The organism is Maribacter sp. MJ134 (assembly GCF_003970695.1).
Taxonomy (GTDB): domain Bacteria; phylum Bacteroidota; class Bacteroidia; order Flavobacteriales; family Flavobacteriaceae; genus Maribacter.
Genome location: NZ_CP034570.1, coordinates 1,261,097 through 1,288,087, shown reverse-complemented (window position 1 = coordinate 1,288,087; position 26,991 = coordinate 1,261,097). Strand labels below are relative to the sequence as shown.

Sequence of the window (26,991 nt, the reverse complement as noted above, 5' to 3'; positions counted from 1 at the left end):
TTACGCAATTAAAACCACTGTCTGGTGAATAGTCCGGTGATTGTTTTAATATCCACGGTGACTATAAAACGGATTCTTTCTCCGTAGTTGGGCTGAGCAATTTCCCAGCCGTTATTGGAGTGGAGAGGGAGGTATAGTTCAAAATAATCGGTAACCAAATTAAGCCTGATACCGGAATCATATACAAATTTAGTGGGAAGTCCTTTATTCTTTACCAGTCCCGCATCACCGTACAGTTCTATCCATCTCCAGAGATTAAAACTGGCATTCGTCGTTGCCAACCAATCATTGGAAAACCGGTAACGCTCATCTAAAAATGATTTGAAACCTCCTTCTGCAATGATTATTTGTTGACTGTAAATCCCTGAATCTTCCGATCTTCCCAAGTAGCCGTAATCAAAGAGATAATCTGTGGGTCTGTCCAAGGCAAAGCTGAAGAAGTCCGAGTCTGTTCTATTACTTAAAAACTTACCAGCGAAAAAACGCAGGTTTAACTGTCTATTATTTTCGAATAATTTACGGTACTCGTACTCAAAGGAAACTTTACTAAAGTTATTGGCCAATTGGAAATCTATGAACCACGATTTATAATCCAAAATATCGTTATCCCGGTTAATATACCTAGCGTTAAACACACGATAATCCGGATTTTCAGGGTCAAAAGAATCATTCTGAAGGCCTTCTGCAAAATCCCTGAAAATATTGATGTACCTAAAGGAAAGAAACTCTCTTTTATTGGATATGAGGTCCGCGGGTCTAAAGCCGAGACTAAAGGACGGGGTAAAAGAAATGACCCTTGAGTTGACATTAAAATGCGAGGTAGAGCCGTTTAGGCTGTAATTGGCCACGTAAAGCCCACTCTTGCTTAAATATTTACGGTAACTGAACTTACCGTACCCTACGAAAGCCTTTTCACGAAATGAATAGGAGGGCGCAAAGTCATATACGAAAGGACGTTCCAATAGGGTTTTATTATACAATCTTAGTCCAGGTGCCCATCCGTCATAAATATTAAAATTTACAACGGGAACATAGAATACTTGATTGTAATAGGGGTTTTCAGAATCTTTAAAGAAAGTGAAATGTAGTTTTTTATTACTTGACAAAAAACCTCCTAAAGATTTCCAATTATCCCTCTGATTGAATTCCGGTATTTTTTGATCGTAATTCAACACCAGTTTATCTTCTCCATTATTGGCTACCTGAAACGTTTTCGATTCTGCTATATCCTTAAACCAGTATTTGGAAATGACAGAATCTTTCTTTAATCCGAACATCGAAATAGGAACGTTGGTACCTTCTTTGTTCTTAATGGTAATGCTTAGAGAATCTTCAGATTTTTTGACTTTCTTTATCTTGAAATCTATTTTGCGGTCCGTGGAAACATAATCCTTGAAAAACCAATTGATATCTTTATTGGTTGATCTTTTTAAAATGGATTCAAAATCCAACACTTTAACTTTGTTGAGCTGATAGTATTTAAAAAAGGTTTTAATACTTTCATCTACCTTTTCTTTTCCTATATAGTCCGCCAAATAGGCCAGTCCTAAACCAGCTTTATATTTATTGGCTATTTTCTGATTGAATTTAATGAGGGAGTCGTTAGAAGTACTTAAGGCCTGGTCTAAATTTTTTCGAGCGGTAAGATTATAAAGAAAGGAATATTGATCGTTAAATTCCATTTTAGCCAAATTAAAACTTCTTACTCCCCAAATGCGTGCTAATTTTCCGAGCATTTTCTGATCAGGATAGTATTTTTCCACAAAGGCGAACATTAAATAATTGGCAATAGCACTATTTAACCATTGTTCCTTTCTAGGGTTCAAGAACATAGTTTCCTTTAGAATGCTGTTTAAAGAAGTTTTGAGGAACATCATTTCAAACTGAAATTGCTCTTCATAAGGTCTTATAAAGGAAGGAAGTTGATTTAGACCATAGAGTGGGTCTTTGTCATAGTCAATATCACTAACCAATAGTTTTTTATGTGGATAATCCCCTAAATTCTCATGGATAAAATCCGCTACTTTGCTTATGGATATAGCTTGGCCTATTGGGCTGTATTTTGGAGATGATATATCTGTGACAACCGTAAAATGAGATGTTACATGCGTTGTAAAGTTTTTCGTAGGCTGTAAAATGATTTCAGCATTTTTTTGCCGTTTTGCCCTTAATTGCACATGCTGGCCACCCGGGAATTTACTTACGGCACTTTCAGTTAGATTACTTACTAGATATAAACTGTCCGGATAGGTAAAATCTATTGATGTTTTGGTAATGTTCGTATATAGGTCTTCTAAGTTTTTATTGGAGTACAGGTGCCATTTGCCATCATAGACAGCTGGGGTTAAATACCAATCTTTTAGATAGTATTCACCCTTATTATCAAACCCGTATGGAGTATATTTATTAGGAGGTAGTTTAACGCTATAAGTAAGATATACCCTAGTGGATTCTTTAGGTAGTAAGGGTTTGTTCAGGGTGACCTTTAAAATGTCCAATTCTTTAGTGCGCTCCCATTTTAGCCCCACATATTCGCTATCCACAGCGCTAACAATGGTAGTGTATCCTCTTTCACTCTTTTTTGCTAAATGAAGACTCCTTTTAAACTCTTGGGCAAAGCGTTTTGCCAGGCCTGTATTTTTGTTTGAGTACGCATGAGCCCAATCATTGAAATACAGGATTCCTAATGAAAAGTTAGAGTTGTTATAAAAAACAAATTCTTGCTTAATGTCCAACTCCTTGGTATACTCGTTCAGATTTACCGTAAGCTTGGTTTCATACTGCGCAAATACTACAGAACTCCCCATAAAGAATAGGCAAACCAGTAGGGAAAAAATATGTTGTGGGAGTCTTTTCAATTTGAATTCTAAAAATTTGGGCTTAGGGTATGACCTTTGTAGAAAGCATCGATTATCTCCACCACCTCATCCTCTGTGTCCACAATTTTAATGAGGTTTAAATCTTCTGGACTAATATTTCCAGCTTTAAGCATAGTACCCTTTATCCAATCCATAAGCCCTGTCCAAAAATCGCGACCTACCAAAATAATGGGGAATTTTCCAATTTTATGGGTTTGTATTAAGGTAATCGCCTCAAAAAGTTCATCTAAGGTGCCAAATCCACCCGGCATCACCACAAAACCTTGGGAGTATTTCACGAACATTACCTTTCTAACAAAGAAGTAGTCAAAATCAAGACTTTTGTCGGAATCTATGTAAGGATTGTCATGTTGCTCAAAAGGGAGGTCTATATTCAAACCTACAGAAGTACCTCCAGCGAGGTTTGCTCCACGATTACCAGCTTCCATAATACCAGGACCGCCACCTGTAATTACACCGTAGCCAGACTCTGCTATCTTTTTGGAAACATTTACCGCAAGTTTGTAGTAGGGGTCATCTTCCTTTGTTCTTGCCGAACCAAAAACAGATACACAGGGCCCTATCTTGCTCATTTTTTCAAAACCGTTCACAAACTCTCCCATTATTTTGAATATGGCCCAAGAGTCATTGGTCTTAATTTCGTTCCATCCTTTATGATGTTTTTCTGCTCTCATAAAATGTTTTGTTTGTATATTTTCCTCAATTGGCGAGCTATTTTCTACAGCTTTAATTCTTTACGCAAAAACTCTGCCGTATAACTCTTTTTGTCCTTACAAATTTTCTCTGGCGTTCCCGAGGCCACTAACTGACCTCCAGAACGGCCTCCTTCATAGCCTATGTCAATCACATAATCTACCATTTTGATTACGTCCAAATTGTGTTCTATGACCAATACCGTATTTCCTTTGTCCGCCAATTTGTTCAAAACTTCCATTAAAACCCTAATATCTTCAAAATGGAGGCCTGTTGTGGGCTCGTCCAAGATATAAAATGTATTACCGGTATCCCTCTTGGATAGTTCTGTAGCCAGTTTTATTCGTTGTGCTTCACCACCAGAAAGGGTTGTACTTTGTTGCCCTAAGGATATGTAACCCAAACCAACATCCTGTATCGTTTTTAACTTACGATGTATTTTGGGTATAAGTTCAAAAAAAGATGCGGCTTCATTTATTGTCATTTCTAATACGTCCGAGATGGATTTGCCTTTATAGCGAATTTCTAAAGTTTCCCGATTAAATCTTTTTCCATTACAGGTTTCGCATTCCACATAGACGTCCGGAAGAAAATTCATCTCTATCACTCTAAGTCCACCACCTTGGCAGGTTTCGCAGCGTCCCCCTTTAACGTTGAAACTAAAACGACCCGGTTTGTAACCTCTAATGGCGGCCTCTGGAGTTTTGGTGAACAAGGCTCGAATTTCGCTAAATACCCCTGTGTAGGTGGCAGGATTAGAACGTGGTGTTCTGCCTATCGGAGATTGGTTAATGTCTATTACCTTATCTACATGCTCTAATCCGGTAATCTTTTTATAAGGCATTGGCTTTTTGACGCCGTTAAAATAATGGGCGTTCATAATAGGGTACAGTGTCTCGTTTATCAAGGTAGATTTACCACTTCCGGAAACGCCCGTAACACCAATCATTTTACCTAAGGGGAATTCAACTTTAATATTTTTTAAATTATTTCCCGTGCAGCCGGACAGGATAATTTTCTTACCGTTGCCCTTTCTTCTCGTCTTGGGTACGGCGATCTCTTTAACTCCCGTAATATAATCTGCAGTGAGTGTATTGTGTTTTTTAAGGTGTTCTGGTTTGCCTTCGGAGATAATCTCACCACCGTGCTTACCTGCTTTAGGTCCTATATCTATTACATGGTCTGCGCGTTCTATCATGTCCCTATCGTGCTCTACGACGATAACAGAATTACCGATGTCTCTTAGTGATTCCAAGGACTTTATTAATCGGTTATTGTCCCTCTGGTGTAGACCAATACTTGGTTCGTCCAAAATATAGAGAACGCCTACTAGTTGTGAGCCAATCTGCGTTGCTAATCGTATTCGCTGTGCCTCACCACCCGATAGGGACTTTGAACTCCTGTTCAAGGAAAGATAGTCCAGACCTACATCTAAAAGGAATCTGATTCTAGTGCGTATTTCTTTTATGATTTCCTCAGCGATTTTTAGCTGGTTTCCTTCTAGTTTAGCCTCTAATTTTTCAAAAAATGCAGCAAGTTCGGCGATATCTAGATTTGCCAACTGGGCAATATTCTTATCGTTGATTCTAAAATAGAGGGATTCCTTTCTAAGCCTACTTCCCTCGCAGGCAGGACAACTAATCTTATCCATGTATTCCTTGGCCCATCTTTTAATGGAGGTAGACTCGGCATTATCGAACTGACTTTTTATGAAATTGGAAATACCTTCGTAGTCAATTTTATAGGTACGCTTTACACCTAAAGACTTGGAATCTATTTCAAAACTTTCTTGGCCACCATTTAATAGAATCGCAATAGCCTCTTCAGGAATCTTTTGAATAGGATCAGTTAAATTAAACTCATAACGTTGGGCTATTGTTTCAATTTGTTTAAACGCCCAAGATTTTTTGTATTCCCCCAATGGGGCAATGCCTCCACCTTTAATAGATAGTTTTTTATTAGGGAAGATTTTTAGCTCGTTTACTTCATAGACATGTCCTAGGCCACTACAGCGTTGGCACATTCCCTTAGGGGAATTGAACGAAAACGTATTTGGTTCTGGAGTAGGATAGGAGATACCCGTTGACGGACACATTAGGTCCCGACTAAAATAACGCGGTACTTCGGTCCCTTCCTCTAAGACCATTAATACATTATCTCCACTGTACATGGCGGTATTTATGGTCTCTCCTAGGCGTTTATGTAAATCATCGTTTTCAATAACTTTCAGTCGGTCTATTACAATCTCTATGTCATGAGTTTTATAACGGTCAACCTTCATACCCTTAACAATGTCCTTAATCTCCCCGTCAACCCTCACTTTTACGAAACCTTGCTTTCCGATTTGTTCAAAAAGTTCTCGGTAATGCCCTTTTCTTGATTTTATGATGGGTGCTAAAACGTTGATTTTCTTATCGCGATACGAGGTGATGATGAGCTCTTTTATTTGCGCATCACTATAACTCACCATTTTTTCTCCCGTATTGTAACTATGCGCGTCCCCAGCTCGTGCAAAAAGCAATCGAAGAAAATCGTATACCTCTGTAATTGTCCCTACCGTTGATCTTGGCGATTTTGAAGTTGTTTTCTGCTCTATGGCTATTACCGGGGACAGACCGTCGATTTTGTCAACGTCCGGACGTTCTAGACCACCTAAAAATTGCCTGGCATAAGCGGAGAATGTTTCTATATATCGTCGCTGTCCTTCCGCATAAATCGTATCAAAGGCCAAGGAAGATTTTCCACTACCGGATAAGCCTGTGATTACGACAAGTTTTTCCCTTGGAATGGTAACATCTATATTCTTAAGATTATGAACCCTAGCGCCCTTAACCTCTATATTTTCTTCGTAATTAATCATGTAGTCATAGCAAAGTTGCAAAAGTACAATATTGAGTGCGAAATAAGAACTGAAGGCCATTTCCATTTTGCAGTTTTACTAACCGTGATTACATCAAGTGGCTAGTGATATTTTTTAACGAAATTTATGGCACCGCCATAATGTTTCATACCCCTAGGCATGCCTCGAAATTGAAAATATGTTTCCAACGAATGCCTCGTGGGCTTGCCTCGTGGTAGTTTACTAATAACTTAATGTTTATCGAATTTCAGATATAACGATACTTTTATAAATTGTTTTATTTCATTTTTAAAATTCATAGGGTAATGCGTTTATTACTCTACTGTTTGGAACCAAGAAGTTTCTTCTAGAAAATCAGATTTCAAAATCTACTATGATCAAGGGATGGAAAGTTCTTAAAGGAGGGAATAGTTAGATGACTCTAGCTTAAATACATCCATAAAAAAACCCTAAGAAATGTCCTTAGGGTCTTGTTTTTGTAGCGAGAGAGGGACTTGAACCCTCGGCCTCCGGGTTATGAACTTTAACCGCTATTTTTTAGTTTTACAACCTATTGAAAAACAAGTAGTTATTAAATATATTTTTACTGTATTAGTGTAAACCGTATACGCTACCGTATACGGTTTACTTTATAAAAATATTGAACTTCTATAAATTTTCCTAATAATATTTGTAATGTGCACAATATTAAATAAGAGAAGATTAGTAATAGATAGGGGTTCGAATCCTGCTAACTCTATTTTAATATTTCTTAACATTTAAAACCTAATAATTAATTGATTTTAAAAGGTTTTATCTTTTGGTCTTTTCTTAAAAATGCTTTTTTGACCGGATAATTCTTTTAAGAGGTAAACAAATCGGTCAAAACAACATTCTCAAATTTTAATTCCATTGTAAGCGGGGGAATCCAGAAAAAGGTTTATCGCGTAAAAGGGATTAGAGGTAAAAAGAATCTGTAATGATAAATTGAAATTGTTCTTACACTAGGTGACCTTCATAAAAGATAGAATTTGTAGAAAAAGGAAGTTATAAAAAACAATAAGAATAAAATGAAACGGTACTTGGAATTACGTTATGTGAAAACCTTGAATTAATAGCTAAGCTTTTTAACGGATTATAGCAAGCCTTCTTCATCCAGAGATATTTTTAACTCGGCCTGATTTTTCCAAAATCTATCCTTAATTTTCTGCATAATTTCCTCAAAATCTGGATGGCTCTTTAATGGTTTTATCAATGGTTCATCTTCGATTAATAAAAACCAATACAGATAATTCTCTGTTTCGGAAAATATTCTAAGCTGTTCGATAGCCTCATTGATTTTTCCTTCATAAGCGTATTTCCAAACCAGATTCACACTTCTATAAATGGATTGATCTCCTTCGCAATATTCAGAGAAATCATTAAATAGTTTCTCAGCTTCCTTGTCCAATCCCATCTCTTTATAGACCAGTGCAATTTTGACATTTTCCTGTAAATAAATATCCAGACTATTTGCTTCCCTGGTTTCCACAAATTTTTTAAAATAGAAGTAGGCACTGTCATAATTTTCCTCGATGTAGTACAACTTCCCTATGTCCTGTAAAATATCAAGCCGAGTCGTATCTTTCTTCCATTCCTTTATCAACAAATTCCTTGTACGCTCAATATTACCGTCCTTGGCGAACAGTATAAATGCCTTTAAATGTGGAGCATAAAAATTTTCAGCATTATAATCCAACGAACTGTTAATATATTTTAAAGCTTCATCTGCAAATCCTGACGATACAAGCGCATTACTTAGTTGTAAATACGTATAGCTCTGAGTAATGGAATCACTAGCAACGGTTAGCTGAACCCCTTTTAATGCGTACTCTAGGTATTTATCAGTATTGGGCAGCATATGCGAATAAAATTCCGCAAGCATTTGTACTGCCAACGATGAATTAGGATTATACTCCAGTGCCTTATTAAGATGTGGTAAGGCTAATTTGTACTCCTTAGTTTGTATATAGTAGAAGGCCTTTGCGACCAAGCTTTCGGCGGATTTTGAATCGTAAAGCAAGGCCTTATCCGCAAAGCTGTTAATCTTTTCGGTGTACTGTTTCTCTATTTGCGACATTTCTAGAAGATAGTATGAGATAGCGATGTTGGCATAGGCGAGGGCAAATTCTGGATCCTGTTCTATAGCTTTTTCGAATAATGAAATGGCCTTTTCCAAGCCTTCTTCTGAGCGAGAATAATAAGGGTCCAATGCCTGTAGGTAGTAATCATAGGCCAATAGGTTTTCAGTTGGTTTTTTTTCAATTTGCTCCAGTTCTGTCGGTGTTACGACGGCTGCAATGGCATCTGCAATTTTCTTGGCCACGTCGTTTTGCAATTCAAAAATGTCCTCAACTTCCCGACTGTACTGTTCTACCCAAATAGGGGTGTCCGTAGAAGCGTTGATCAATTGTATGTTGAGCAACACCTGATCACCGACACGCTGACCGCTACCTTCTACCAAGTAGTTCACATGCAGCTCCTCGGCAATCTCTGGAATACCCTTGTCCGTTTTTCTATATTTCTCTACCGAGGTTCTACTGATGACCCGCAGGTCTTCAATCTTCTGAATGTTGTTCAAAGCAGATTCCATCAGTCCGTTTACAAAATAAAGATTGGTGGAATCGCTGCTCTCATTCTTAAAGGGCAATACTGCAATGGATTTTTCAATTTTCGGTTCATTTATAGCATCCTTTTTATTGAACAGTATTATGGCTACAAGTATCAGTGCTAAGGATGTTGCAGCAATAATCGGCCATTGGTATAGTTTCAAATAGTTTGGTTTAATCTGTTCGATTTCAACTTCTACATCACTTTTTCCAAGCTCCCCAGGAGAATATCCGTACTGTTCTCGAAAGCATTTAATGAAATAGGAAGTGCTTCCAAAACCTACTTGATATGAAATTTCGGAAACCGTTGAAGAATCTTCCTTTAGCAGTTTCATTGATTCCTTAAGACGGACTTGACGTATAAACTGGCTTGCAGAAAGCTGTGTCTGTTTCTTGATCTTCCGGAGCAGGTTGGATCGGCTCATGTGCAGAGCTTCCGCAAGTTCGGACACCCCAAATTGTTCGTTGGCCAAATTTTCCAGAATTAGGGCTTCCGCTTGTTCTATAAAGTTTGGTTTTTTGGCCGATGGATTTGACATGTTGTTTTTTGCTGGCTCTAAATTAGGGAAAATATAGAGAATTATGCGTTATCGCCAACGGCCATCGATTTAGAGGAAAAAGCATCTTTTGCGTCATAAGTTACATTGCCGCGCCATAATTTTTATGCCCTCCTGAAACTTTACATAGTTCTGCGCATAGCTCCTACAGGTTGCTGCAAGTTCTATAGCACCTTTGTAACATCAAAAATCATAACGAACAATTTAAAACAATAATTATGAAAGCATCAATCACAAGAACAGCAACGGAGTCAAGAACAGGACAGTACTTCTCATCCTTTAGCGCAAGCAAAAGAACCCAATGGGCACAGTACAGAAACTTTAACCGCTAATCACGATCAATATGAAAAAATCAAAAAACAACACAGTCATGAAATCGAAGATTCACGAATACCTATAAAAATTAAATAACAAAGCCATGAGTAAAACGGGCATCAATCAATCGCCAACGGAATCTAGAAGGTTCACTTTCTTTACCCATTTTGAGGACAGCAAGAGAATCCGTTGGTCACATTCCAGACCTTACCTTCATTTAGAAGCCTAGTTTGTTGGTTTGAAAAAAGGGGTAGGCCCTAATCAAAGTCTATCCCTTACCATAACAAAATTATAACAATAATTAAAAATGTAATTATGAAATCAAAGATTCACGAATACCTATTAAAATTAAATAACAAAGACATGAGTAAAACAATCAAAAAACAAGCTAAGTTAAAAGTGGCGTGTGCTGCCTTTACTTTAATATCTGCACTAGCATTTGCACAAAACATTTCTAACACTCAAAACAGCTTTAACCGAGATGGTTTTATCTTCGAATTTGGTCTAGGTGGCGGTATAATCAGTATAGAAGATAGTGCTGGAACCCAAAGTTTTGATGATACCCAAGGCGGTGGCACTTTTCCTGAATTAAAGTTTGGCTATATGCTGAACAACCGTTTAGCCGTTACCGTTTCTGCACCTGGAATGATTTACACGCTTAATGATAACGACAGGCACTTTGGAGGCATTATACCTTCTGTTCAGTACTGGGTAAAAGACCGGTGGTGGATACATGGTGGTGCCGGTTTAGCCATAGATGGCCCTGCATTATATGATATTGAAGATAACATAAATGAAGATTGGAATACGGGTTTAGCTGTTATGGCGAGCACGGGTTACGAAGTGTACAGAAAAAACAAATTTGCCTTAAACGTCCAATCCAAATTACTCCTGGGTGGTGTAAAGCTAGATAATAATAATGACAGAGAGGTGGTGCAATTTAGTTTAGGAATTGGCTTTAGCTGGTTTTAATCATTTGCACCGCCAAAGGGTATAATATCCCAAGGCTTGCCTCGAAATTAAAAGTCCGTTTCCTACGAATGCATTGCGGGCTTGCCCCGAGGTCGTTTACTAAAGAAAAAATAATAGCAATAATCAAAAAAATATAATCATGAAATCAAAGATTCACGAATACCTATTAAAATTAAATAACATAATCATGAATAAACCATTTAGAATTAACACATTAAGAACCTTGGGATACATGTCATTAGGCCTTCTTTTACTTACGACCGCATGTGGTCAAACAAGCAGTAAATCAAAAACCGAAGTAACCACCAGTACCGAAACCAAGTCGGTAGTTGATGCACCAGAAATGGATATTCAAACAGCGATACTATCGGACAATCTTGAAGCCGTTAAACAGCATATTTCGGCAGGAACAGATTTGAACAAAAAAGACCCTATGACCGGGGCCACACCACTAATCACTGCCGCGAGCTTTGGAAAGCATAAAATTGCGCAAGCCCTTATTGATGCCGGTGCGGATTTATCGGCTAAAAATAACGATGGTGCAACAGCTTTGCATACGGCCGCATTCTTTTGTAGAGTCGAAGTCGTACAGTCACTTATTGATGCCAAAGCCGATAAGACCGCTAAAAACAACTTTGGTATGACACCAAGGGAAAGTGTTATGGGGCCATTTGCAGAAATAAAACCCATTTATGAAATGCTACAGCAGCAATTAGGGCCGATAGGTTTACAAATTGAGTTGACCGAAATCGAAAAAACCCGCCCGGTCATAGCAATGATGTTGCAATAATCGATTTTAAAATTAAACATGATGAAAACTGAAAGAAGATATGATATTGATTGGTTAAGGGTTATTGCCATTGGCTTGCTGCTCATTTATCACATCGCCATTGTATTTCAACCTTGGGCCATGTTCATTGGCTTTATCAGAAGCGATGAATTTCTAGAAGGTTTATGGAAACCAATGACCATGTTAAACGTCTGGCGGATTCCACTTTTGTTCTACGTCTCGGGAATGGGGCTCTATTTTGCCATGCGCAAGAGAAACTGGAAACAATTGCTTCTGGAACGGACAAAGCGTATTCTTTTACCCTTCGTCTTTGGCTTTATAGCCATAACCACCTTACACATGTATATTTTTCAGACGTATTATGATATGCCGTTGGGCTATTATCCGCATGTAGGGCATTTATGGTTTCTAGGGAATATTTTTGCATACGTCCTGCTGTTACTGCCCTTATTTTTCTATCTGAAAAAGAACGAGAATGGAAGATTTAAAAACGGCTTGTCCAAATTCATGGGTAATCCTGTTGGGCCTTTGTCGATTTCTATATTTTTTGTGCTTGAAGCATTACTGGTAAAACCCCAGCTATTCGCCCTATATGCGGAGACTTGGCATGGCTTTTTTATTGGATTTTTGGCCTTCTTTTTCGGCTTTCTTTTCGTGTACAGTGGTAAAACATTCTGGCAGACCGTTTTAAAATGGCGCTGGTTATATATTGGTTTGGCCGCCGTGCTGTTCGGCATAAGATATTTTAATTACGCGACGGAAGCACCCGGTTATCTTACGGCTATCGAATCCAATTGTTGGATTTTCGGCGTTTTCGGCCTCGGATATAAGTACTTGAACAAACCAAGTAAAATCCTGAGTTATTTGAGCCAAGCAGCGTATCCTGTTTATATCATACACATGTTTGTTTTGTACGCAGGGGCTATGTTCATATTGCCATTGGAAATACCTATCTTATTGAAATTCGTAGGTATTGTAGCTTTTACAGGTTTAGCCTGCTATCTCATTTATGAATTTATTATTAAAAGGATTGGATTCTTAAAGCCATTGTTTGGACTTAAATGGAAATCCAATAAAGCAAAAAAGCTCATGAAAATGTATCATCTAAAAATTAAGGACTCTTCAAATTAGTTCCAATTTAAAAAACCGAACGATTGGTCACACTTTTTAAGATACTTTAATGTTACTTTTTTGATAGTCTTGAAAGTTGAAATGTAACAAGCCTCGGTTTATTAAGTGTTCTTTAAAAATATTAAAATGTCGGAAAAATTAAGCCATCCCAAAGAAGTCCGGAAAACGATACTGTTGTTTTTGGGTATTTTGACCCTGCTAAGTACTATCTGTTATTACGCAATACTCAAGCTGAACCCTACAAGCATCTATGTCGGGGCTTTAATGATGAGCCCTGCATTATCCGCCTTTATTACATTAAAGCTACTGAAAAGACCGATTTCAAGTCTTCCATGGGGTCTGAAAAGTTTGAAAAATTTACGCCTATCCTATTTGATTCCGGTAGCCTATATTATGATTGCCTATGTATTGATTTGGGTTTTCGGTTTTGGAAATGTGCTCAATCAGGAAACTATCACCGAGTGGTCGCAAGAATTAGGCATGGAAGGTTTCAGTAGTACAATTATACTATTGACTATGATTGTTCTCTTATCTATTGTTGGTGTTGTAAAGAACATTGGTTCGACATTGGGCGAGGAAATAGGATGGCGGGGATTCTTCAACTACGAACTTCGGAAACTATTTTCCTTTGGTGGTGTTTCCATGATTAGCGGATTGATTTGGGCGATATGGCATTGGCCAATTATCTTTTTGATATACAAGGGAAGTGGAAACCTGTTGCTACACATTACAGCTTTTACCGTAATGATAGTTGCAATTTCGGTCATTTTGGCCTACTATACTTTTAAATCCAACAGCTTGTGGCCTGCGGCCCTATTTCATTCCGTACACAATATATTCATACAGAAGATTTTCACGCCGTTGACGATAACAAATAACTGCACGACTTTTTGGATAGATGAATACGGACTCATGCTACCGATTATTACGACGCTATTTGCCATCTATTTTTGGCGAAAGGCGAAAGTTGAGAACCTCTAGGTTTTAAGACAATAAAATGAAAAAACAAACAATCGTATTATGGCAAAGAAACAATCAAAACGAATACTCAAAATCATATTAATTATGGCAAGCATCAGCTCACTATTCTTTGTGCCATGGATTTTGCTAAGATTACTGTTAACACCATTACCAGATACGGTTCAGGAACAGGTCAATGATGCCATTGGATACGGTTTGGACGGCATGATTGTTTATGTAGACCAAGCTGGAAAGCCACCTGAGTTTTATGCCGCTGGCTGGCAGGATCGAAAAAATAAGATTCCTGCCAACCCAAAAGCTTTATTCCGGATTGCCAGCATTAGCAAGTTGTATGTTGCTGTTGCCGTAGCAAAATTAGTTAATGACAATCAGTTGTCTTTAGACAAAACGCTCGCTGATTATATGCCGGAACTGGTGGGACGAATTGAAAATGCCGATAAAATCACCTTGAGAATGATGGTGCAACATCGGTCTGGTATTCCGAACTACACGGACTTTCCAGGTTTTTGGGTAAACGATTATTCTAAAAACACTAAAGAATCGCTCGATTTGGTCCTCGATACTCCTGCCGATTTTAAACCGGATAAAAAATATAGGTACTCAAATACCAATTATCTGTTGATTGGCGAAATCTTGGATAAAACATTGGGATACAGTCATCACCAATTTATCAAAAAGGAAGTTTTAATGCCCCTTGGGCTCAACGATACCTACAGTTTGCTAAGTGAAGTGAATTTAGACGATGTTATGAGCGGATATGCCGTAGACTATGAGCCAGACCTAAAGCCCAATGATTTTGTAAGCCCTGCCGGCTCCATGGTGGCTACAGCACAGGATGTGGGTATATTCTTGAGGGCGTTGAACGACGGCTCCTTGCTAAATGATAAGGAACAAGCTATTTATACATCAATCTATGTATATGAACATACAGGATTATTACCAGGTTACAGCAGTATTGCCAAGTATCACAAGGATATTGATGCTGTGGTTGTTCAATTTGTAAATACTAGTGGCGGATACTCTTGGAACGTATCAGAAAAAATTAATAATAGAATTGTAAAAATCCTGAAAAGCAGAAAGTAACCAATACCTTAAAATTAAAATCAAATCATTTATGATCGGAAATACAGAACAAAAACAATTGATTAAAACTGCAAGAATAACTGGAGTGTGGTATTTAATGATGGCTATTTCAGGGATTTTAGGGTTTATGGTCTTTCATTCTCAAATATTTGTTTCTGGAAACCCCGAACAAACGCTAACGAATTTGGTAGAATTAGAATCCACCGCAAGAATTAGGTTGCTCTTTGAGTTTGCTATCGTAATATCTCAAGCACTTACCGCAGTTTGGTTTTACAAATTGTTTAAAGATAGTTATGAATTGGAAGCTTGGACTTTAGGTATATGGGGAATGGTAAATGCTTTAGCGATTATGATAAGTGCAATTTCAATCGCCTCTGCAATAGGTGTTGCTAATTCTGACATAAGTGTTATGGAAGATAAGGTTGTACTAATTCAGGTTTTTCAAAATATAATTTCAAATGCTTGGGGTATTGGTGGTCTTTTCTTTGGGCTTTGGCTGTTTCCCATGGGTTATATCGTCATTAAATCTAAAAGGATGCCCGTCTGGTTAGGGAGAGTTATTATTTTAGGGGGTATAGGCTATCTAATTACCACCTTTATCCGCTACGCAGGAATTGATTTTAGCTACAATAGATTCCTTATTCTACCAGCAACCATCGGAGAATTTTGGATGATAGGTTATTTATTAATGTTTGGCATAAGACCTAGCAACGAGTAAAATTAAATTAAAAAGGCATACAACAAAGAGAGTATTACTCCCGAAGCTTTGGGATTATCGAAGTTTTAAGCTTCACCTTAATTACTAACCTTAAAGCTCTCTTTTGTTCTTTCTTATTATACAATCAATTTAAAAAGAATCAAACTTAAGAGGTCTATAAGAACTAGTGATTTGAGTTCTAATTCAAATCGCTATTATTTTTTATTTTGTAAATTACTTTTTGAAAGTTAGTGTTTCTAAATTCGCTACTACACATACACAAAACAGTTGGCAACTTACTGTTAGAACAAACAATTACTTATTTCAATAATTGAATGATATTTGTTTTATACAGTTTACCAATAGGCACAATATGATCTCCAATGTAAATTCTGTTGCCTTCTACACTACGTATATGCTTTTTTGCAACGGCAAAAGACTTATGAACTTGAAGAAAATCATTGTCTGAAAATAATTGTATCGTATCCGATATTTTTTCTCGAATGCTGATGATGCCATCAGTAGTAACAACTTTGGTATAGTTGCCAGAAGCTTCAATAAATAGTATGGAATCTATAGCTAACTGAACATGACTATTATTTTGCTTTAAAAAAATATGTTGTCCTTCAGGCTTTATATTCTGCTGCCTTGCCATACTTATTGTACTAATGGTCGAAGACGTTACTTTATTAATAGCACTCAAAAAACGTTCTAAACTAAAAGGTTTTAACAGGTAATCTACAACGTTTAATTCGTAGCCTTCAATTGCGAATTCACTATAGGCTGTCGTGACAATAACTTTAGGAGGTGATGATAAGGTTCTTAAAAATTCAAATCCTTTTAATTTGGGCATATTTATATCTAAAAAGATTAAGTCAACTTGATGTGTATTCAAATACTCAAGCGCTTCCAAAGCGCTATAACAGTTTTTCTGCAACTTCATATGCGGAAGCATTTCACAATATTCCATGATAATCTTGTGGGCTATATGTTCATCATCTATGATTAGATATCTCATTATTTTAATTTTAGAGATAGTTTAACTTTATAACTATTGGCGGTTACGTCAAAAGAAAGAGAATGCTTATTGGAGTAAACTAGCTCTAATCTTCTCTTTAAGTTTTTTAAACCAATACCTTCTGTATTGGGTGTTTGTTGTAATTCAAAATTATTTTCAATTGTGAAGTTTACGTTATTATCCTTTTCGGTTAAATTAATATGGATATACGCGTCTTTTTCTAAATTTTCCAAGCCATGCTTAAACGCATTCTCTACTAGAATAATAAATAGTAAAGGCATAATTTTAACTTGCGGATGCTCAATTTCAGAATTAAATTGAACATCAGACTTTTTATGATAGCGTATTCCTTGAAGTTCAATATAGTTTTTTAAGTAATCTAATTCTTGTTTGAGGCTAACCCGATCTTTTTGGCCCTCATAAATACTATATCGCATCATATCAGAAAGTTTAAGTACCATTTCCCTTTCCTTAGAATCTTTTTCCATTAATCCATACAAATTGTTGAGTGTATTGAAGAAGAAATGTGGGTTTACCTGACTTTTTAAATGCAGTAATTCTGTTTTTTCTTTTTCATTCTTTAATCGAATAATTGATTTGATCTGTTTAAAAACCCAGTGGGCAATTGTAATGATTAAGAGAATAAAGTACAATACAACAAACTCAGCAAACCCTTCTAATTTACCAAAAGTGTCATTAAAGATTACAATGACTAAACCTATAATTACAAGGGATATCTTATAAACCCTGTTTATAATTTTCTTTTTTCTATCTGATATTTTCAACTTCATAGGTCAAGATTAATTAAATAAAATTCCTCCTACAAATTAGTTGACAAACAATAGATACAGAGGGATAAACACCTACTTAGTAGGGATAAAGTACGTTTGCACCCTTCTTAAGGTCTTGTATCACGCCTAACATGAGATGTGTCACTTTTTGTTTTTTACAATTAAGGCCCACCATAAGTTTGCCTCAATCAATCAAAAAACGAACAGTATGGAACTTAGAATTGACAATCTATCAAAAACGTATTCAAACGGAATCAAAGCTTTACAAAACATTTCACTAGATATACCGACAGGCATGTTTGGTCTATTAGGCCCAAATGGTGCAGGCAAGTCTACGTTAATGCGAACTATTGCAACACTGCAAGAAGCCGATGCTGGTTCCATTATTCTTGGAGACATCGATGTATTAAAACAAAAAAATGAATTGCGGCAGGTATTAGGTTATTTACCGCAACAGTTTGGTTTGTATCCAAAAATATCTGCCGAGGTATTACTCAATCATTTCGCAGTGCTTAAAGGCATCACTAATAAAAACGAACGCAAAGAATTGGTGAAAGCGCTATTGTATAAAACCAATTTATATGAGGTGCGACAACAAAATCTTAAAGGATTTTCTGGTGGGATGAAGCAACGTTTTGGTATTGCACAAGCCTTACTTAACAATCCGAAGTTACTTATTGTAGATGAACCAACAGCAGGATTGGATCCTGTAGAACGCAATCGATTTTACAATGTTCTAAGCGAGCTTGGGGAACATACCGTGGTTATTTTATCCACACACATTGTTGACGATGTCAAAGAACTCTGCACAAATATGGCCATTATTAATAAAGGGCAAGTTTGTTTAAAAGGAAAGCCTCTAAAGATTCTAGAAAGTTTAAAAGGTAGAGTTTATCAAAAAACAATCGAAAAATCAGAATTGAACCTATATAAAGAAAATTATCAGGTCATCAGTGAACGATTATTTCTTGGAAAACCAACCATTCATATCGTAAGTGATACGAATCCAGGAGACGGCTTTTCGCTTATTAATGCCGAATTAGAGGATGTCTATTTTTCGGAAATATTCAATAATACTAACCTTAAATCTAATTAGTTATGTGGTATACTATTTTTAAGTTCGAAATACAATACCGAATTAAACGACCGGACACCTATGTATTCTTCCTTTTTCTATTTCTATTTTCAATTGTTGGTGTTGACTTTATTTTTCAAGGTTCAGACATGGGGTTGATGAAAAATAATTCACCCATAGTGATTGCAAAAACTATGGGAGCCATTACCGGTATATTTATGATTTTAGCGTCAATGATAATGGGCGTTTCCGTACTAAGGGATTTTGAATACAATATTGAATCATTGCTATTTTCTGCACCAATCAACAAAAAAGATTATTTACAAGGTCGATTTTTAGGATCGTTTGCAGTTTTGCTATTTGCATTTACAGGTATTTTATTTGGCATGATGCTAAGCGAATTTATGCCATGGCATAATCCAGAAGATCTATTAGGGTTTAATGCCATTGTTTATATAAAGACATTTTTAATGGTAACGTTACCAACGTTGTTTTTTGGAGCTTCGTTATTTTTTGTTACAGGTGCTTTAAGCAGAAACCTGGTGGTAGTCTATACACAAGGTATTATTTTATTTGTGATTTTTATGCTAACCAAAGCTATCACTCATGAATTTTGGCAAGCCATTCTAGATCCATTTTCGCTAACAACAACCACTTTTGCGACAAAGTCTTGGTCAGCGTTAGAAAAAAGTACACAAGAACTAACTTTTTTAGGGGTATTGATGTATAACAAACTGTTTTGGGTAACTCTAGGAATACTTGCGCTAATCTATGGTTATAAAAAATTCAATTTTAATGTTGTTAAAGAAAAGCAATCAAAGCGAAAACGAATTCAAAAATTGGCAGCTAAAAGTGCCTATGTAAATACTGATATAGAAATCCCTAAAGTTAAAAAACAATATGGTTTACCATCTAAATGGACACAGTTAAAAGAGTTTTCGTGGTTTTACTTTATCAGTATTTGCAAGCAAGCATCATTTTGGGGAATTGTTATTTGTGGGATGATTATCATCCTCATTAATTCCGTAAATCTCGGTACGGTATATGGCGTTGATAGCTATCCGGCAACCTACTTTATTGTTGAAGAACTTCAAGAAACATCCATTTATTTCTTTATCATCGTTTTGGTCTTTTATTCCGGAGAATTGGTCTGGAAGGAGAGGAGTGCAAAGCTCAATCTAATTTATGATGCAACACCCATGTCTAGCTTTTTAAAATTAGCCGGTAAGTACATTGGGTTGAACTTAATTTATGTTGTACTCATGCTCGCTTTAATTGGGTCGGGAATTATATTTCAAACATTAAGAGGGTATTACAAATATGAATTCCAAGTCTATTTTTATGGTTTCTTCTTAGAGATTTTACCGTTTTTAGCACTGTATACATGCATTGCATTTTTTATTCAATCTATGGTAAACCATAAGTTTGTAGGCATAATGTTGGTGATTGTATTTTTTATTGCCAATGTTGCTTTAGGTTTATTCGGGTTTGATCACGATTTATATTTTTTCGGAGGCAGTGCTTTAGGAACGTATTCTGATATGAATGGTTATGGTCATTTTTTAAAACCCTATCTGTTAATTAAATTGTATTGGTTTCTCTTCGGAATACTATTACTAATTATTGGGTCTTTAGTAAACGTAAGAGGTACTGAAACCAATTTAATGCAACGCATAAGAGCTAGCAAAAACAGATTGAGCAAGCCGCTTTTTATAGTTGCTTCTATGGTCTTTTTAGTATTTATACTAATGGGAAGTTTAATCTTTTACAATACGAATATTTTAAACACCTATTGGACCAATACTAAAGCAACTGAATTTAGAGTAGCTTATGAAAAAGAACTCAAACAGTTTGAATATGTACCACAGCCCAAAATAGTAGATGTGAATTTAAAAGTGGAATTGTATCCTTCATCAAGAGATTATACTGTGGAAGGGTATTATATATTAAAAAACACCAATGCGCAACCCATTAATGAGATTCATATTCAGAAACTAATTGAAGAGAATATCACATTAGATGCTGTCACTTTTGATGGAGGCGCAACAGAAAATAATACATACGCTACCTACGATTATACTATCTATCAGTTGCATAGCTCTTTGAATCCTGGAGATTCAATTAAAATGAACTCTAAGCAATCATTCACTACGAATGGATTTGAAGCAGGTAATTCAAATGCTAATATTGTTGAAAATGGAACATTCTTTAACAATAAAGACTTTCCAACATTAGGCTACAACAGAAAATATGAGCTAAGTGATAGGGATGAACGTTCAGAATATAATTTATCTGAAAGAACAAATAGAGCAAATAGAAATGACCCTAAAGAATTAGTTAATGCAAGATCTGGTAGTGATTCTGACGGTATTCATTTTGAAATGGTCATAGGAACAGAAATTAACCAAACAGCTTTAGTTCCTGGGAATTTATTGAGGGAGTGGACAGAAAATAATCGTAATTATTTTCATTATAAAATGGAAATTCCAATGATTGATTTTTACTCAATTGTTTCAGCAAGGTATGACATAAAAAAAGACCAATGGATTTCAAAATCTGATGCTATTTCGAAACAAGTAGATTTAGAAGTTTACTATCATAAAGGTCATGAGTATAACATAGATAGAATGATGATGGCTATGAAAGCCTCATTGGATTACTATAGCACAAATTTCAGTCCGTATCAATATGAACAGTTACGTATCATGGAGTTTCCGCGTTATGCGCAATTTGCACAATCATTTCCGGGCACTGTTCCATTCTCAGAATCTATAGGTTTTGTTTTAGATATTGATGATGAAACCGATGTAGATATGGCATTTTATGTAACTGCACACGAAATTGCCCACCAATGGTTTGCTATGCAAGTAGAAGCCGCAAATGTAAAAGGGCAATACTTTATTTTGGAAACACTTTCTCAATATGCAGCCATGATGGTTTTAAAAGCGCACTATCCAAAAGAAAAGGTTCATCAATTTTTAGAGTTGCAATTAGAGAAATACGAAGAAGGCAAACTCAGAGAATCTGGAGCAGAACCAACGCTAGCATTAGTAGATAATCAAGACTATATTTATTATGCTAAAGGTGCCATTAACATGTATCAATTTCAAAAGGCAATAGGCGAGGAGCAGGTCAATAAAGCTTTAAGACGCTTTTTGGAAAATTGGAATACCACTAACGGTAAGCTTAAAATGAAAACCAATCGCTATGCCACCAGTCAAGACTTGTTAGGCTATTTTAGAGCGGTTACACCAGATTCGTTACAGCATATACTAGTTGATCAATTTGAAAGTGTTAAGCCTGTAGAATTGTAATTTCTTGGCTTATGGCACTTTACCAGGTTGCGAAATTAAGTTTGAACATCTTATAAAAATTATAGTTTATTACGAGGGCCATGAATACCAAACTAAATAACTAACAATGAATATGCTGCAGCGGAAAGTCAGATAAGTATTATTTTAAAAAAAGTAATGACCCGAGTAAACACTAATTATAGGCCCTGGCCCAATAGCTATAGGGGGAGGGGAGGGTAATAGGTATGGGAGAAAAATTTATTTCGAATTACGTTTAAACCTTCAATCGTGCGTCTATGTATTTTTCCTTTCCGAATTTAAAATCAATGTGTTTCTTTGTATATGAATGAATATCAGTACAAAAACACTCAAAAGTAATAGAACAAACGCCCTTTATTGGAAGTGCCAATTACTAGGATGGTGTACTGTTTCTGTTTATTGGGCATACACGGTATACACAAGAGATGACTATGGGGTGTTTTACACTTTCTGTAATTATGTTTTAGATGTTGCCATTGGAATTTTCCTGACCCACATGTACAGAACATATGCTTTAAAGGCAAATTGGAGTCAATTACCCATTAAAAAGCTGCTTGTTCGTGTAATTCCCAGTATACTTTTATTGGCTTTTTTATATGTGCTTTTAAACAATTTGAAGTGGTATGGCTATTGGACCTTGATAGCGGAAGAAGATAAGAATATATGGGTATCGCTTCTTTATTGGGATCCCATATTACTTACCGGTTTACGGTTAATGTCTATCTGGATTTTAGCGTATCATCTGTATCATTATTATCAAAAAGAAGTTGTAACGGCAAGAGAATATGCTCAACTTTCCTTAGTGGCGAAACAAGCACAATTAGATAATTTATCGGCTCAACTAAACCCACATTTTTTATTTAATTCCTTGAATTCCATAAAGTCCTTAATTGTTGAGAACCCTAATGTAGCCAGACGTGGGATAGACTTATTGTCCGACTTATTACGTTCCTCTTTATATGAAAAAGATAAAGACTTAATTTCAGTAAAAAACGAATTAGCTTTAGTAAATGATTACATAGAGTTGGAAAAACTTCGTTTTGAAGAACGATTGGAAATAGACATCACTCTTGATAAGACGTTAGCCCATTTTAAAATTCCAACCTTGAGCATCCAATTATTGATAGAAAATGCCATTAAACACGGAATTGACAAAGTTATTGAAGGTGGGTTAATAACTTTGAAAATTGATAAGAACGGAGATCAAGTCTATATACAAGTTCAAAATCCAGGAAAATTAAATGATACTAAATCTGCAAATGGTTTAGGTTTAATGAACTTAAAGAAGCGCTTGGAGCTTCAATATAATAAAGAGGCTTCTTTTACTTTAGAAGAAATAGCTAATAATATAGTACAAGCGACTATACTAGTACCCTACAGAGCAGATGAAAACATATAAAGCGGTTATTATCGATGATGAACGTTTAGCGCGAGAAGAGGTAAAACGTGCTTTAAAAAAATATCCGGAATTTATCGTGGTTGGAGAGGCAAACAATGTGGATGCGGCTATAAAATTAGTAGCGGACGAAGATCCAGACCTATTGTTTTTGGACATACACATGCCTGAAAAGTCAGGATTTGATTTATTAGAAGAATTAACCACCGTTCCAGAAGTTGTTTTTACAACTGCGTATGACCAATACGCTGTAAAAGCTTTCGAATTAAACGCATTGGACTATTTGGTTAAACCTTTACGGGAAGAACGCTTTGCAAAAACCATAGAAAAAGTAAAACAGGAGTTGGCAGAGAAGGCAAAGGTGTCACAAGATGTTTTGCCCATGCATAAAAAGATTTTTATTAAAGACGGCGAAAAATGTTATTTCATTCCAATTTCTGATATCTACTATATTGAATCGATGGATAATTATGCGCGCCTATACTTTGGTGGTAAAAAGGCTATGATCAAACGTTCATTAAATCTACTTGAAAAAAAGTTAGATACCACCGTGTTTTTTAGAGCCAATAGGAGTCAAATTATCAACACACATTTTATTAAAGAAATTCACCCGCATTTTAATAATAAGCTACACATCATCTTGATTTCTGGTGAAAAGATTGAAGTTTCAAGCCGACAGTCTGTTAAGTTTAAAAACTGGAATAGCTTATAATTGATTGGTTTGTAAATTAATTTTACGCTTATTTTCTTTTATTCACGTTCCTGTACTTTCCCTTTACACATGTATATATTCATCATTTCTTTGCTTCAGAAATAAAATTTTAATTAAAAAAATAGAACGATGTGTAACTTCAAAAATAATTATCACCTACCTGTAATTCTAATTGTTTTGATCATTATGGGACTATATTCATGCACCAATGACACCTTAAAAATCGCTGCGCAACCTACTTTATCCGATTATTCCGTTGGAGAAAAATGGATCTGGAAGTATAAAGGTGTTACTACCGAAGGCGAGGTACGTTCAGAGGGAGAAGATACAAGAGAAGTAGTTATTGCAGATGGTGTTTTGGGGATGACAATGGGTAATGATACGATTCCAATAACAGACATTGTAAAACCGGAAGAAAGCGAAACGCCAAGATATGACTGGCCTTTGGAAGTGGGTAAAAAGTGGAAATATGAAAAAAATTGGACAAGTCAAGATGGTACCACAGGAAAGCAAAGTCAAGATGTAGAGGTTTTATCCTTTAAGGAAGAAACAGTAGAAGCAGGAACATTCATGGCCTATACGATTCAATACAAAGGTGTAATTACAAATTCGAGAGGGTATAATGCCAAAACGGATGAAGTGTGGTTGTATGCTCCGGCTATAAAAAATTTCATAAAACTTATCCAAACCCAAGATGATTTTTTATACGAAGAGGAGTTAAAACTGTATTCAAACTAAAATGAAAATTGAGCATTTTTCAATTGCACTTTTAAAAAGGAAACCATGAAAAGAATATTGCTGATATTATTTCTAATTCATCTTACTTCTTTTGGACAAGGATTTGAATTTAAAACGGTACCAAAGTCCAATGCTAAGGCGCTTGCCAATCAAATGCAAGCTTTGGCTGTATCCTATCCGCTAAAAGAATTGGCAGGATTGGACTTAATCAAGGTTCAAATCGTAAGTGAAAAATATGACGATGCCATAGCAACTATCGAGAAAGAAACTAAGGACAAGCCAAAAACGGAACAGATCTATTTAGATTTATATCACCAGTATGCCAAAGCAAAACTCACACCTAACTTTCAAGTGGCCTTTAGAGAATTATATAAATCCTATGTGACAAAGGCCGATGATTTTCAGGCACTGAATTTAGATGACACATTAATTGCGAGAGATGGTACGGACTATTTTATTGCTGATTTTGAACGTACTTATGAAAATTTAACTACTGAAACGATTTCGAATGATACTGCACAAAATTTAATCCACAAATATTTCTTGAAAATGGTTTATGAATCCACAAGAGATCTGTTTTTTGAAGCAATAAAACAAGACCATAAACGCAGATATCGTATAAATGACAGTATAATAGTGCCCATGAAAGATGGGGCAGAGGTTTCCGTAGTAGTGGTTGAAAGAAAAGAATCTGTTAAAGCGAAGAAACCGGCCATCTTAATTGCTTCTATTTATGCAGGTACCAATGAGACTGGGGCAATGTTATCCGCCTCAAAAGGCTATGTTGGAGTAATCGCCAATACAAGGGGGAAACGATTAAGCAAAGGAGCGGTAAAGCCTCTAGAACATGAAAATACAGATGTTTATGAAGTGATTGATTGGATTAGCAAGCAGCCTTGGTCCAATCAAAAAGTAGGAATGTACGGTGGTAGTTATAACGGATTTACCCAATGGGCATCCATGAAATATAAAGTGCATCCAGCTTTAAAAACCATTGTTCCCATGGTAGCCATTGCACCAGGAATTGATTACCCAATGGAAAATAATATACTACATAATTATTCCTATTCTTGGAATTTTTATGTAACCAATACTAAGTTTTTGGATTTTAAAGCCTCCCAAGATTTTACTCGATGGAATACCTTAAAAAATACGTGGTATACCTCTGGAGTTGCCTTTAATAGATTAGATAGCTTGGATGGACACGTAAATAGATTATGGAATACCTATATGCAGCATCCTAGTTATGATGCTTATTGGAAGAAAATGATTCCTTATAAACAAGAATTTTCAAAAATCAACATTCCAATTTTGACCATAACAGGCTATTATGACGATTCTCAAAGAGGAGCCCTATATTATTATGACCAGCATACTAAGTATGTAAAAAATCCAAATCACTATGTATTGGTTGGACCTTACGATCATTGGACGGCACAAACCCAACCTCAGGAGTTCTTAAGGAATTACAAATTAGATAAAACCGCCTTAATTGACATTAGATATGACTTGGTTTATCAATGGTTCGATTACATCTTAAAAGGTAAAGAAAAACCAAGTATTCTAAAGGATAAAGTGAATTTTCAGGTAATGGGAACCAATACATGGATGCACAAACCGAGTTTAAGTGCCATGACCAACGATACCTTGACTTTTCATTTAAGTGATGCTAAATCGGATGAATTTTATGCGCTTAAATCGAAATCGAATGCTTCCAAAATTAACTTAACCGTTGATTTTAAAGATAGAGAAAGCATGAATAACACAGGGTATTATCCTTGGCCTTTAGAAAAAGAAAACATCAATATAAAGGATGGATTGCTTTTTAAATCGGAACCCTTAGAGGAGGATGTGATTATAAATGGATCCTTCCTCGGAAATCTTGAATTTACTATCAATAAAAAAGATGTGGATTATTCCGTTATCCTATATCACTTAACGCCAGAAGGGAACTACTTTCATTTAAGCTATTATATTGGTAGAGCGAGTTATGCTACAGATCGAGAACAAAGAAATTTATTGACACCGAATCAAAAAACGCAAGTGTCTTTCGACAATTCTAAACTAATCAGTAAAAAGCTACAAAAAGGAAGTAGGATGGTAGCTGTGGTCAATGTGAATAAAAACAATAATGCACAACTTAATTATGGAACGGGGAAGGATGTGAATGAAGAAAATATTAAAGATGCAGAAGTCCCGTTAAAAATTATATTTTCAGGTAATAGTAGTATTTCCTTACCGGTTTGGTATTCCCTAAAGGAATAACCAAATTCTTATTAGTATATCATTGGCAAAAAAGGCCTATTCGATTCTCCTTTTGGCTATTTTTTTCCGTGGACAGGGG

Annotated in this window: 19 protein-coding genes; 13 read left to right on the top strand and 6 right to left on the bottom strand. The window is 36.0% G+C overall.

All coding sequences use genetic code 11. The features are described from left to right. Window positions 1-8: 8 nt before the first annotated feature. From EJ994_RS05695 to EJ994_RS05680, 4 genes are all read right to left on the bottom strand, one after another. Window positions 9-2,807, bottom strand: a complete 2,799-nt coding sequence (locus tag EJ994_RS05695) for a metalloprotease (RefSeq protein ID WP_241240867.1) — start codon at window positions 2,805-2,807, stop codon at window positions 9-11. 59 nt (window positions 2,808-2,866) lie between these two features. Next, the gene (locus tag EJ994_RS05690; RefSeq protein WP_099574848.1) at window positions 2,867-3,553 is read right to left on the bottom strand and encodes a TIGR00730 family Rossman fold protein; all 687 of its coding nucleotides are present in this window, start codon (window positions 3,551-3,553) and stop codon (window positions 2,867-2,869) included. A gap of 44 nt (window positions 3,554-3,597) precedes the next feature. Next, complete coding sequence (gene uvrA, locus EJ994_RS05685) at window positions 3,598-6,432, bottom strand: excinuclease ABC subunit UvrA (RefSeq protein WP_126593654.1); 2,835 nt, start codon at window positions 6,430-6,432, stop codon at window positions 3,598-3,600. Between the two features lie 1,114 nt (window positions 6,433-7,546). Further along, window positions 7,547-9,598 (bottom strand): helix-turn-helix domain-containing protein, encoded by a 2,052-nt coding sequence (locus EJ994_RS05680; protein WP_054557957.1) that lies wholly within the window; start codon window positions 9,596-9,598, stop codon window positions 7,547-7,549. 436 nt (window positions 9,599-10,034) lie between these two features. On the opposite strand from EJ994_RS05680, the gene EJ994_RS17710 reads away from it, so the two are divergent. The 7 genes from EJ994_RS17710 to EJ994_RS05650 all read left to right on the top strand — a co-directional run bounded on the left by EJ994_RS17710 (window position 10,035) and on the right by EJ994_RS05650 (window position 15,606). After that, on the top strand, window positions 10,035-10,160 hold the full coding sequence (locus tag EJ994_RS17710; protein ID WP_257786209.1) for a hypothetical protein: 126 nt from the start codon (window positions 10,035-10,037) through the stop codon (window positions 10,158-10,160). A gap of 86 nt (window positions 10,161-10,246) precedes the next feature. Then, window positions 10,247-10,903 (top strand): hypothetical protein, encoded by a 657-nt coding sequence (locus tag EJ994_RS05675; protein ID WP_241240866.1) that lies wholly within the window; start codon window positions 10,247-10,249, stop codon window positions 10,901-10,903. Between the two features lie 139 nt (window positions 10,904-11,042). Then, on the top strand, window positions 11,043-11,693 hold the full coding sequence (locus EJ994_RS05670; protein ID WP_241240865.1) for an ankyrin repeat domain-containing protein: 651 nt from the start codon (window positions 11,043-11,045) through the stop codon (window positions 11,691-11,693). 21 nt (window positions 11,694-11,714) lie between these two features. After that, window positions 11,715-12,824, top strand: a complete 1,110-nt coding sequence (locus tag EJ994_RS05665) for an acyltransferase family protein (protein ID WP_054557955.1) — start codon at window positions 11,715-11,717, stop codon at window positions 12,822-12,824. Between the two features lie 126 nt (window positions 12,825-12,950). After that, window positions 12,951-13,805, top strand: a complete 855-nt coding sequence (locus EJ994_RS05660; RefSeq protein WP_126591583.1) for a CPBP family intramembrane glutamic endopeptidase — start codon at window positions 12,951-12,953, stop codon at window positions 13,803-13,805. A 39-nt stretch (window positions 13,806-13,844) separates the two neighbouring features. Then, on the top strand, window positions 13,845-14,888 hold the full coding sequence (locus EJ994_RS05655) for a serine hydrolase domain-containing protein (protein ID WP_126591582.1): 1,044 nt from the start codon (window positions 13,845-13,847) through the stop codon (window positions 14,886-14,888). A 31-nt stretch (window positions 14,889-14,919) separates the two neighbouring features. Then, the gene (locus EJ994_RS05650; RefSeq protein WP_126591581.1) at window positions 14,920-15,606 is read left to right on the top strand and encodes a DUF4386 domain-containing protein; all 687 of its coding nucleotides are present in this window, start codon (window positions 14,920-14,922) and stop codon (window positions 15,604-15,606) included. Between the two features lie 298 nt (window positions 15,607-15,904). On the opposite strand, the gene EJ994_RS05645 is transcribed toward EJ994_RS05650, so the two are convergent. Then, a complete protein-coding gene (locus tag EJ994_RS05645; RefSeq protein WP_317128097.1) occupies window positions 15,905-16,603 on the bottom strand; it encodes a response regulator transcription factor in 699 nt (232 codons plus the stop codon). After that, a complete protein-coding gene (locus EJ994_RS05640) occupies window positions 16,603-17,394 on the bottom strand; it encodes a sensor histidine kinase (protein WP_126591579.1) in 792 nt (263 codons plus the stop codon). The genes EJ994_RS05645 and EJ994_RS05640 overlap by 1 nt, the downstream gene beginning before the upstream one ends. 208 nt (window positions 17,395-17,602) lie before the next feature. On the opposite strand from EJ994_RS05640, the gene EJ994_RS05635 reads away from it, so the two are divergent. From EJ994_RS05635 to EJ994_RS05610, 6 genes are all read left to right on the top strand, one after another. Beyond that, the gene (locus EJ994_RS05635; RefSeq protein ID WP_126591578.1) at window positions 17,603-18,490 is read left to right on the top strand and encodes an ABC transporter ATP-binding protein; all 888 of its coding nucleotides are present in this window, start codon (window positions 17,603-17,605) and stop codon (window positions 18,488-18,490) included. Window positions 18,491-18,627: 137 nt separating this feature from the next. Further along, a complete protein-coding gene (locus EJ994_RS05630) occupies window positions 18,628-21,783 on the top strand; it encodes an ABC transporter permease/M1 family aminopeptidase (protein WP_241240864.1) in 3,156 nt (1,051 codons plus the stop codon). Window positions 21,784-22,108: 325 nt separating this feature from the next. Further along, window positions 22,109-23,200: a sensor histidine kinase gene (locus EJ994_RS05625; protein ID WP_054557948.1), complete on the top strand. Its 1,092-nt coding sequence runs from the start codon at window positions 22,109-22,111 to the stop codon at window positions 23,198-23,200. Continuing rightward, window positions 23,187-23,909: a LytR/AlgR family response regulator transcription factor gene (locus tag EJ994_RS05620; protein WP_054557947.1), complete on the top strand. Its 723-nt coding sequence runs from the start codon at window positions 23,187-23,189 to the stop codon at window positions 23,907-23,909. The genes EJ994_RS05625 and EJ994_RS05620 overlap by 14 nt, the downstream gene beginning before the upstream one ends. A gap of 186 nt (window positions 23,910-24,095) precedes the next feature. Continuing rightward, window positions 24,096-24,647 (top strand): hypothetical protein, encoded by a 552-nt coding sequence (locus tag EJ994_RS05615; RefSeq protein WP_241240863.1) that lies wholly within the window; start codon window positions 24,096-24,098, stop codon window positions 24,645-24,647. 45 nt (window positions 24,648-24,692) lie between these two features. Continuing rightward, entirely contained in the window at window positions 24,693-26,912 is a 2,220-nt protein-coding gene (locus EJ994_RS05610; RefSeq protein ID WP_206507180.1) for a CocE/NonD family hydrolase, read from the top strand. Window positions 26,913-26,991: the final 79 nt, after the last annotated feature.

What these genes read in the sequence shown, in the direction of transcription:
- EJ994_RS05695 (WP_241240867.1), bottom strand. Translation starts at nt 2,807, where the DNA reads ATGGGGAGTTCTGTAGTATTTGCGCAGTATGAAACCAAGCTTACGGTA.
- EJ994_RS05690 (WP_099574848.1), bottom strand. Translation starts at nt 3,553, where the DNA reads ATGAGAGCAGAAAAACATCATAAAGGATGGAACGAAATTAAGACCAAT.
- uvrA (WP_126593654.1), bottom strand. Translation starts at nt 6,432, where the DNA reads ATGATTAATTACGAAGAAAATATAGAGGTTAAGGGCGCTAGGGTTCAT.
- EJ994_RS05680 (WP_054557957.1), bottom strand. Translation starts at nt 9,598, where the DNA reads ATGTCAAATCCATCGGCCAAAAAACCAAACTTTATAGAACAAGCGGAA.
- EJ994_RS17710 (WP_257786209.1), top strand. Translation starts at nt 10,035, where the DNA reads ATGAGTAAAACGGGCATCAATCAATCGCCAACGGAATCTAGAAGGTTC.
- EJ994_RS05675 (WP_241240866.1), top strand. Translation starts at nt 10,247, where the DNA reads ATGAAATCAAAGATTCACGAATACCTATTAAAATTAAATAACAAAGAC.
- EJ994_RS05670 (WP_241240865.1), top strand. Translation starts at nt 11,043, where the DNA reads ATGAAATCAAAGATTCACGAATACCTATTAAAATTAAATAACATAATC.
- EJ994_RS05665 (WP_054557955.1), top strand. Translation starts at nt 11,715, where the DNA reads ATGAAAACTGAAAGAAGATATGATATTGATTGGTTAAGGGTTATTGCC.
- EJ994_RS05660 (WP_126591583.1), top strand. Translation starts at nt 12,951, where the DNA reads ATGTCGGAAAAATTAAGCCATCCCAAAGAAGTCCGGAAAACGATACTG.
- EJ994_RS05655 (WP_126591582.1), top strand. Translation starts at nt 13,845, where the DNA reads ATGGCAAAGAAACAATCAAAACGAATACTCAAAATCATATTAATTATG.
- EJ994_RS05650 (WP_126591581.1), top strand. Translation starts at nt 14,920, where the DNA reads ATGATCGGAAATACAGAACAAAAACAATTGATTAAAACTGCAAGAATA.
- EJ994_RS05645 (WP_317128097.1), bottom strand. Translation starts at nt 16,603, where the DNA reads ATGAGATATCTAATCATAGATGATGAACATATAGCCCACAAGATTATC.
- EJ994_RS05640 (WP_126591579.1), bottom strand. Translation starts at nt 17,394, where the DNA reads ATGAAGTTGAAAATATCAGATAGAAAAAAGAAAATTATAAACAGGGTT.
- EJ994_RS05635 (WP_126591578.1), top strand. Translation starts at nt 17,603, where the DNA reads ATGGAACTTAGAATTGACAATCTATCAAAAACGTATTCAAACGGAATC.
- EJ994_RS05630 (WP_241240864.1), top strand. Translation starts at nt 18,628, where the DNA reads ATGAAAAATAATTCACCCATAGTGATTGCAAAAACTATGGGAGCCATT.
- EJ994_RS05625 (WP_054557948.1), top strand. Translation starts at nt 22,109, where the DNA reads ATGAATATCAGTACAAAAACACTCAAAAGTAATAGAACAAACGCCCTT.
- EJ994_RS05620 (WP_054557947.1), top strand. Translation starts at nt 23,187, where the DNA reads ATGAAAACATATAAAGCGGTTATTATCGATGATGAACGTTTAGCGCGA.
- EJ994_RS05615 (WP_241240863.1), top strand. Translation starts at nt 24,096, where the DNA reads ATGGGACTATATTCATGCACCAATGACACCTTAAAAATCGCTGCGCAA.
- EJ994_RS05610 (WP_206507180.1), top strand. Translation starts at nt 24,693, where the DNA reads ATGAAAAGAATATTGCTGATATTATTTCTAATTCATCTTACTTCTTTT.